This is a genomic window from Mesorhizobium sp. M1E.F.Ca.ET.063.01.1.1, assembly GCF_003998155.1.
GTDB lineage: Bacteria > Pseudomonadota > Alphaproteobacteria > Rhizobiales > Rhizobiaceae > Mesorhizobium.
Genome location: NZ_RZSC01000315.1, coordinates 1 through 6,561 on the forward strand (window position 1 = coordinate 1; position 6,561 = coordinate 6,561).

At 65.3% G+C, this 6,561-nt stretch carries 8 protein-coding genes; 5 read left to right on the top strand and 3 right to left on the bottom strand.

Annotation, left to right across the window (positions count from 1 at the left end; translation table 11 throughout):
* Window positions 1-660, bottom strand: a 660-nt coding sequence (locus EOA29_RS20940) for an FAD binding domain-containing protein (protein WP_127221395.1), incomplete at its 3' end; no start/stop codon positions are given.
* Entirely contained in the window at window positions 657-1,157 is a 501-nt protein-coding gene (locus EOA29_RS20945; RefSeq protein ID WP_189350128.1) for a (2Fe-2S)-binding protein, read from the bottom strand. The genes EOA29_RS20940 and EOA29_RS20945, both read right to left, overlap by 4 nt.
* 273 nt (window positions 1,158-1,430) lie before the next feature.
* Here EOA29_RS20945 and EOA29_RS20950 point away from each other — a divergent pair, with 273 nt between their 5' ends.
* Together EOA29_RS20950 and EOA29_RS20955 are read left to right on the top strand one after the other, a co-directional pair.
* Entirely contained in the window at window positions 1,431-2,045 is a 615-nt protein-coding gene (locus tag EOA29_RS20950) for a TetR/AcrR family transcriptional regulator (RefSeq protein ID WP_126095958.1), read from the top strand.
* Window positions 2,046-2,320: 275 nt separating this feature from the next.
* Window positions 2,321-3,151 (top strand): aldo/keto reductase, encoded by an 831-nt coding sequence (locus EOA29_RS20955; protein WP_126094594.1) that lies wholly within the window; start codon window positions 2,321-2,323, stop codon window positions 3,149-3,151.
* 49 nt (window positions 3,152-3,200) lie between these two features.
* Here the strand turns inward: EOA29_RS20955 and EOA29_RS20960 are convergent, their stop codons facing one another.
* Window positions 3,201-3,500 carry a hypothetical protein gene (locus EOA29_RS20960; RefSeq protein ID WP_126094593.1) on the bottom strand — a complete coding sequence of 100 codons (300 nt, stop codon included), beginning with the start codon at window positions 3,498-3,500 and terminating at the stop codon, window positions 3,201-3,203.
* A gap of 244 nt (window positions 3,501-3,744) precedes the next feature.
* On the opposite strand from EOA29_RS20960, the gene EOA29_RS20965 reads away from it, so the two are divergent.
* The 3 genes from EOA29_RS20965 to EOA29_RS20975 all read left to right on the top strand — a co-directional run.
* Window positions 3,745-4,644: a VOC family protein gene (locus tag EOA29_RS20965; protein ID WP_126094592.1), complete on the top strand. Its 900-nt coding sequence runs from the start codon at window positions 3,745-3,747 to the stop codon at window positions 4,642-4,644.
* Between the two features lie 53 nt (window positions 4,645-4,697).
* Entirely contained in the window at window positions 4,698-5,300 is a 603-nt protein-coding gene (locus EOA29_RS20970) for a sulfotransferase family protein (protein WP_126094591.1), read from the top strand.
* 112 nt (window positions 5,301-5,412) lie between these two features.
* Window positions 5,413-6,561, top strand: a 1,149-nt coding sequence (locus tag EOA29_RS20975; protein WP_127221397.1) for an amidase family protein, incomplete at its 3' end; no start/stop codon positions are given.

The window sequence follows — 6,561 nt, forward strand, 5'->3', positions numbered from 1 at the left end:
GGCTGCGGCCGAGCCGGGGATCTCTATTCCCACGATGACTTCGCCGGGGCGGATGTCGTGCTCCTGCTCGGCCGTCGCGCCGGGGGCGAGGAAGAAGTCTTCCACCTTCAGCCTGCGCTCGCCGAGATCGACCTCGGCGTCGAAGGCGACGAGCGCGATGGCGAGGTCGCCCGGATAGGTGGCGATGCAGGCCTCGCTGGTGCCGAGCACCGCATGGCCGCGCGTCACCCCGCCGATCGCCGAGCAGCCGCTGCCCGGCGCGCGCTTGTTGCAGGTCGGGAAGTTTTGCGGATCGCGGAAATAGGGGCAGCGCGTGCGCTGCATCAGGTTGCCGCCGATGGTCGCCATGTTGCGAAGCTGCGCCGAGGCCGCCTGCCAAAGCGCCTCCGACACGGCCGGAAACAAGCTCTTCACCCCGGCATCGTCGGCGACATGGCTCATCCTGGCCAGCGCGCCGATGACGGCGCGGTCGGCGCTGACATCGATGGCGTTCAGTCCCTCGATGTGGCTGATGTCGATGACGGTTGAGGGCTCGGCGACGCCGCATTTGGCGAGGTCGACCAGCGTCGTGCCGCCGGCAAGCAGCATGGCGCCGGGAAGGGCGGCGGCGTTGCGCGCGGCCTCGACGCTGTCGGCGCGGAGATAGGAAAAGTCTTTCATGAGCGGAGCTCCTTGGCTGCCTGGCGGACGGCGGCGACGATGTGCGGATAGGCGCCGCAGCGGCAAAGATTGCCGGCCATGTATTCGCGGATTTCCTCGTCGGAGCCGGCATGGCCCTCGCGGATGCAGGCCACCGCCGACATGATCTGTCCCGGCGTGCAATAGCCGCACTGGAAGGCGTCCTGTTCGAGGAAGGCGGCCTGCACGGCGTTGAGCGTGCCGTCCTCGTCGGCCAGCCCCTCGATGGTGGTGATCGAGCGGCCTTCGACTTGCGCGGCTAAAGTCAGGCAGGCCAGCACCCTTTGGCCGTCGACATGAACGGTGCAGGCGCCGCACTGGCCCTGGTCGCAGCCCTTCTTGGTACCGGTGAGGTGGAGCCGTTCGCGCAGCGCGTCGAGCAGGGTGACGCGCGGCTCGATGTCGAGCGCATGGTCGCGGCCATTGATGGTGAGGTTTATGGAGAGGGTGGTGGGGCTGATGGTGACTTGATCATTCATGGGGCGTCGGGCTCCGATTGCTGGACGCTAGGCGGATGGAAATGGGGCTTGGGAGGAGAGGGGCAAGGTCTGAGGCACGAAGGAGGGCGAGGGCGTAGGAGCTGCCAATCTCCCCCCAAGTGGGGGAGATCACGCTCTCACCAACACGTGACATACCGCTTCCCCTGATTATATGATAAGACTACTCCACTAAAACGGAGGCGCCTCCGTTTATTTACGTGGGGGCTGACCCGCATGGGTTCAAGCCCCATATTTGCGAGAGTGGAGAAAAAACTGTCCGAGCGGCCACCAGCATCTGCCGAAGAGAAGCCCGACGCCTCGGCGCAAAAGCCATTGCGCGCCGACGCGCAGCGCAACCGCGACAAGCTCGTCGAGATGGCGGCGCAGGCGTTCGCGGCCGACGGCGTCGATGCCTCGCTGGAGGAGATCGCGAAGCGGGCAGGGGTCGGCATCGGCACGCTCTACCGCCATTTCCCGACGCGTGAGCACCTCGTCGAGGTGGTCTACCGCCGCGAGGTGGAGGGGCTCTGCCAGGCGGCCGACGAACTCGCCCGTGATCATCCAGCCGATGTCGCGCTGGAGTTCTGGATGCAGCGCTTCGTCGACTACATCGCCACCAAGCGCGGCCTCGCCACCAGCCTGCGCCTCCTGCTTACCACCAACTCGACGCTGTTCTCCGACACCTCCGGCCGTGTCTCGGGCGCTATGCGAAGCTTGGTCGAGGCGGCCGCCGCTTCGGGAAAAATCCGCGCCGATGTCGACGCTTCCGACGTGATGCATGCGCTCGGTGGAATCTATTCGGCTCCCAACACGCCCGATTGGCGCGAGCGTTCGGGGAGGCTGGTGAAGTTGCTGATGGATGGGCTGCGCTTCGGGGCGAGAGGGTAAGGCTCTCCTTCTCCCCCTTGTGGGAGAAGGTGTTGCCGAAGGCGACGGATGAGGGTGTTCCAGAAAACACCAGCATCTCACTCCGCTGGAGCACCCCTCATCCGTCTCGGCGCTACGCGCCGATCCACCTTCTCCCACAACAAGGGGAGAAGGGAGGAGCGAGCCCTTCGCGCTCTTTATGGCTGGCTCAGCCGTTTTTTCCAGATATCAACTCGTCATCCTAGACCTAGGGCCTACATAGTCGGCACCACCCCTCCCTCCCAAAAGGATCCCCCATGTCCGAACAACTCAAACTCAACGACGGCGCCACCATTCCCCAGATCGGGCTTGGCGTCTGGCAGGTCGATCCCGATATCACCGCCAAGGTCGTGCGCTGGGGGATCGAGGCCGGCTACCGCCTCATCGATACCGCCGAGGGCTACCGGAACGAGGAAGGTGTCGGCGAGGCGATCCGCGCCGCCGGCTTGCCGAGAAGCGAGCTGTTCATCACGTCCAAGCTTCGCAACGGCGGCCATCAGCGCGATGCGGCGCTCCGCGCCTTCGATGACACGATGCAAAAGCTCGGCATTGACCGGATCGACCTGTTCCTGATCCACTGGCCGGTGCCCAGTCAGGACAAATATGTCGAGGCCTGGAAGACGCTGGTCGAGCTCAAGCAAGCCGGCCGCATCAAATCGGTCGGCGTGTCGAACTTCAACCAGGACCATCTGGAGCGCATCATCGGCGAGACCGGCGTGACGCCCGTCGTCAACCAGATCGAATTGCATCCGCATTTCCAGCAGCGCGACAAACGCGAGTTTCATGCCAAGCACGACATCAAGATCGAAAGCTGGAGCCCACTGGGCAGCGGCCGTCTGCTCGCCGACCCGACGCTTGCGGCAATCGCCAAGAAGCACGGCAAATCGGTGGCCCAGGTGATCATCCGCTGGCACCTGCAGCAAGGGCTGGTCGTCATCCCGAAATCGGTCCACCAGGACCGCATCGCCGGCAATTTCAACGTCTTCGATTTCGAGCTGGACGCGGGCGACATGGAGACCATCCAAGGGATGGATTCCGCCGACGGCCGAACCGGGCCTGACCCGGCCACGGCGGCGTTTTTGTTCTGAGGATTAGGCTCCACCTTCTCACACAAGGGGGAGAAGGAGAGAGGTGCCGCTAAATCCCTTCCCCATCGACCAGCGGCACGTCCTCGCCCTCCCAGGGGCTCGGCATCGACCCGCGCCCTGCCGTGGGCAGCGGCATCCAGCATCTCAGCTCCGGCTCGGCATATTCGACCACGCGTCCGGGCGAGGAGTCGGAAGCCCGCCAGCCTTCCTCGCCGAACTGGTCGGCGCGCGACCAGTAGGCCATGTCGACCTCGGCCGGTCCCTGCTCGGACGAGCGCACCGTCACCAGGATGCGGCTGCCGTCCCGCGGCGCGCTCGCCATGTTGCGCCAGTGGTCGGTCTCGTCCATGGGAAGTCCTCCTGCTCAAAGCAATTCCAGGAAAAGTGTGTAACGGTTTTCCGTCCGGAATTGCGCCAAAACGAATACCAATTCCAGGAAAAGTGCGCAGCGATTTTCCGTCCGGAATTGCGTCAAAACAAATTGCCTATTGCGATAGTCGCCGCCCGCCGGGGAGGGGTCAACCCGAACTTGGCGCAAGACAGAAATATCGTTCAGCGCTAATATGTTCCCGACCGCAATCGGATAGACGACGATGGACGACGGATTGCTGTCTCAAGCCACTCGTCTCGGGCCGGTCCATCTCAGGGTGACCGATATCCCGGCAGCCCTCACTGTCTGGCGCGACACGCTTGGACTCGATCCGATCGGCGAGGATGCCGTCACGGCGGAGCTCGGCGCCGGCGGCAGGGCGCTGATCGTGCTCCACGCCGGAGCGGTGACAGCGCTGCCGCAGAAATCGCGCGATCTCTTCCATGTCGCGATCCACGTGACGACGCGCCGCGATCTCGCCCACGCGGCTGCCCGCCTCAAGGCATCGAGATTGAGGTACAGCGCCCAGGATCATCTTATTTCGGAATCGCTCTACGTCTCCGATCCGTCCGGCAACGGCATCGAAATCTGTTTCGACACCCCGGAGCGTTTCCTGCGCCGGGAGGTGTCGGCCGACGGCCGCGTGACGTTGATCGCCGTCGACGGCAGCGCGCATTCGGGTCTCGAAGCGCTGGACGTCCCAGGCCTGTTGCGCGATCTCGGCAATTCCGGCCATGTCGAACCGCGGATGGCAGCCGATGCCTTCATCGGCCACATCCATATGCGCGCCCGCGCGCCCGAGGCGCTGATGCAATTCTATGTCGGCGTGCTCGGCTTCCGGCCGCACATCCAGTCCAGGACCTTCGGCATGTTCGACTGCGGCACCGGGCGCCGGCCGCATATGGTCGCCTTCAACATCTGGGCGCGCGAGGAGTTGCGCGAGCCGCCGCCGAATGCTGCCGGCCTCGACCATTTCACGGTCGAGCTCGCTTCGACCGAGGAGCTCGATGCGGTGGCTTCCAGGCTCAATGACGCCAATGTGCCGGCGAAAAGGATCGGCGACGCCATCGAGGCCGCCGATCCGGAGGGCAGTCGCTTGCGGCTCGTGGTTCAAGGGGTTTGATGGCGGCCACCGGCCGGACGCCGGACCGCACCGGGGAGAGAGGGGAGAAAAAAATGTCGCTGAGGGTGGTAGGAACCGGCTTCGGTCGCACCGGCACGGATTCGATGCGCGAGGCGCTGACGATGCTGGGTTTCGGCCCCTGCCACCATATGTCGGAGGTCATGGCGCATGAGGAACAGAAGCGGCTCTGGCGAGCTCTCGCCAAGGGCGCAGCACCCGACTGGGGCAAGCTCTTTGCTGGCTACATATCCTGCGTCGACTGGCCGTCGGCGCACTACTGGCGCGAGCTGATCCAAGCCTACCCACTGGCGCGCGTGATCCTCACCTGGCGTTCGCCCGAAAGCTGGTGGGAGAGTTTTGCAAAGACGATCGTGCCGGCAATCAGCGACAGCCAGGACCAGGAGTCGCTGGGCATCGCGCTGATCAAGAAGCAGGTTTTCGGCGGCCGCCCGCAGGACCGCGCGCATGCGATCGCCGTCTATGAGGCCAATGTCGAGGCTGTGCTCAAGACCGTACCAGCCGGGCGCCTCCTGATCCACAAGCTCGGCGACGGCTGGGAGCCACTCTGCGCCCATCTCGGCGTCCCGGTGCCGGCCGAGCCCTATCCCAATCGCAACACCGCGAAGGAGTTCCGCACGGCGCTTTCGTTGAATTGAGGCAGTAGGCAGTAGGCAGTAGGGAGTAGGGTAGTGGCAGCCAAAATGCACGGCCCCAGTCTGATCTTTCCCTACTGCCTATTGCCTACTCCCTACTGCCTGGAGCACGACCATGATCTACCCCGAAACCACCTTCCTGACCGCCACCCAACTGGCGGCGGCGATCCGCGAGAAGAAGGTCAGCGCCGTCGAGGCGATGGAGGCGCAGCTTGCCCGGATTGCGCTGGTCAATCCGCTCCTCAACGCCATCGTCACCCTCGATGAGGAAGCTGCCAGGGCCGGAGCGAAGGCTGCCGATCTCGCGATCGCGCGCGGCGAAGCCGTTGGCCCGCTGACCGGCGTGCCGGTCACGCTGAAGGACGGCCACGCCACCGCGGGCATGCGCACCACCGTCGGCCTGGAGGCCTGTGCCGATCATGTTCCGACCACCGACAGCACCATCGCCGCGCGGCTGCGCAAGGCGGGCGCCATCATCATCGGCAAGACCAATGTGCCGCCCAGGCTGCGCGACTTTCAGACCGTCAACCCGATCTTCGGCCGCACCGTCAATCCCTGGGACGTCACCCGCACGCCCGGCGGCTCGAGCGGCGGCGCGGCAGCCGCGGTCGCCGCCGGGCTGGTGCCGCTGGAGATCGGCAGCGACGCCGGCGGCTCGATCCGGGTGCCGGCGCATCTCACCGGCATCTACGGCTTCAAGCCGACGCAGGCGACCGTGCCGATCACCGGCAGCTACGCCGATCCGCCCGACATGCCGCGCAGCTTCCGCCTGCTGTTCGACATCGGGCCTTTGGCCCGTGACGTCGACGATCTCATCCTTGCCCACCGCATCATCGCCGGCGCCGACGGCCTCGACACCGAAGTGCCGCCGGTTGCCACAGACGAGATGCCGGAACCCGCGCTCGATGAGCTCAAGGTCGCCTGGGCGCCGACATTTCCCGGCGTGCCGGTCGCGATCGATATCGCCGATGCGATCACCGGCTTCGCTCGAGCTCTCGACATCGCAGGCGCGCGAGTGGGGCAGGCCTTGCCGCGGCATGATTTCGCGGCCGAGCGGACGCTGTTCTCGGTCTTCATCACCTGGTATTCGGAGGCTTTCCAGCCGCCGCGCGAGGCCTCGCCCTCGCTGTCGGCCTATCTCGAGGCGCTCAACCAGCGCGACGAATTCATCATCGCCTGGGAGCGTTTCTTCGACGACTGGGACGTGCTCGTCTGCCCGGCGATGATGTGCACAGCCTTCCGCCATCGCCGGGCAGACGAGCAC

Bases quoted from the DNA above. Each gene is read 5' to 3' on its own strand.
- EOA29_RS20945 (WP_189350128.1), bottom strand. From the start codon at position 1,157: ATGAATGATCAAGTCACCATCAGCCCCACCACCCTCTCCATAAACCTC.
- EOA29_RS20955 (WP_126094594.1), top strand. From the start codon at position 2,321: ATGTCCGAACAACTCAAACTCAACGACGGCGCCACCATTCCCCAGATC.
- EOA29_RS20960 (WP_126094593.1), bottom strand. From the start codon at position 3,500: ATGGACGAGACCGACCACTGGCGCAACATGGCGAGCGCGCCGCGGGAC.
- EOA29_RS20965 (WP_126094592.1), top strand. From the start codon at position 3,745: ATGGACGACGGATTGCTGTCTCAAGCCACTCGTCTCGGGCCGGTCCAT.
- EOA29_RS20970 (WP_126094591.1), top strand. From the start codon at position 4,698: ATGTCGCTGAGGGTGGTAGGAACCGGCTTCGGTCGCACCGGCACGGAT.